Annotated in this window: 1 protein-coding gene; it reads right to left on the reverse strand. The window is 57.7% G+C overall.

All coding sequences use genetic code 11. The annotated features are described in order from the left end of the window. Positions 1–61 precede the first annotated feature (61 nt). Positions 62–1,267 (reverse strand): IS256 family transposase, encoded by a 1,206-nt coding sequence (locus UTM25_RS22655; protein WP_194386839.1) that lies wholly within the window; start codon positions 1,265–1,267, stop codon positions 62–64. Between the last annotated feature and the right edge of the window lie 106 nt (positions 1,268–1,373).

Genomic DNA, 1,373 nt, shown 5'->3' on the forward strand with positions numbered 1-1,373 from the left:
GGTTGAGTCCGTCAAGGTGGTGTAAATTCAGTTCCAGCCTTCCGGTCCGGTAATGTGCCTGTTATGCGCTGAGTGGCAGCGCTTCGATTACTTCAGTTTCAGTGGCCTGCTCTATCTCCGCCATAGTGTGTTGTGGCAGATAACGGTTCTGCAGCAGCCATTCCTCGTTCTGTTCCGTCAGCACGGCCCCCAGGAGCCGCGTGATACTCTCTTCGTTGGGGAAGATGCCCACCACGTCGGCACGCCGTTTCACCTCTTTGTTCAGGCGTTCCAGCGTGTTGGTGGAGTGGATCTTCACCCTGTGTGCTTTCGGGAAGCTGAAGTAAGCCAGCACGTCTGCTTCGGCTTCGTCCATTATCTCCGTGACTGCCGGATTGCTCTTCTCCAGTTGACCGGCAACCTCACGCCAGGTGGCATGGGCGCTTTTCTCGTCGGTCTGCACGAACACCTGTTGCAGTGCCGCACGCACCACCGACTGGTTCGCCCTGCTGACGCGGCTCAGTACGTTGCGCATGAAGTGAACCCGGCAGCGCTGCCAGCTGGCTGAGAACACCTGCTGGATCGCGGCTTTCAGACCACTGTGTGAGTCGGAGATGACCAGCTTCACACCCTCCAGACCACGCTCCTTAAGGCTCAGCAGGAAGGCCAGCCAGAACGCTTTGGCTTCTGACTCGCCGATGCCCATTCCGATGATCTCCCGGCGTCCGTCCAGGTTAACCGCGCAGGCGATTATAACGGCCACGCTGACCACCCGGCTGTTCTTGCGCACTTTCACGTAAGTCGCATCCAGCCACAGGTAGGGCCATTCGCCCTCCAGCGGTCGGTGCAGAAACGCCTGTACGCGCTCATCAATGCCACGACAGATGGACGATACCTGACTGCGGGAGATGCCGGTCATCCCCATCGACTGGATCAAGGCATCCACCTTGCGGGTGGAGACGCCGTTTATCCATGCTTCCTGGATAACCGCATTCAGGGCCTTCTCTGACAGGCGGCGGGCTTCGAGGAAGGACGGGAAGTATGAGCCTTCACGCAACTTCGGGATACGCAGATCCAGCGTGCCGAGCCGGGTGTTGTACTGGCGGTCACGGTAGCCGTTACGGTAAGTCTCACGTTCGTCGCTGCGCTCATGGCGTTCGGCGTTGATGCGCTGAGTGACGTCAGCCTCCATGATACGGTTGAGCATGAACTCAGTGAGCTCGCGCAGAAAGTCTTCGCCGCCGAGTTGCATCAGGGTGTTGCTGAATGTCATGCTGTTGTCAGCCATCGGTTTGCTCCTTCTAAGATAATTGTCTGATTAACCATTACCTTACCGGATAAGCCGATGGCTCTCACCATCTTGCCGAATTTACACCACGTCCTAAGACTCTACC

Source organism: Enterobacter sp. 61D5 (assembly GCF_034107965.1).
GTDB lineage: Bacteria > Pseudomonadota > Gammaproteobacteria > Enterobacterales > Enterobacteriaceae > Enterobacter > Enterobacter cloacae_M.

What these genes read in the sequence shown, in the direction of transcription:
- UTM25_RS22655 (WP_194386839.1), bottom strand. Translation starts at nt 1,267, where the DNA reads ATGGCTGACAACAGCATGACATTCAGCAACACCCTGATGCAACTCGGC.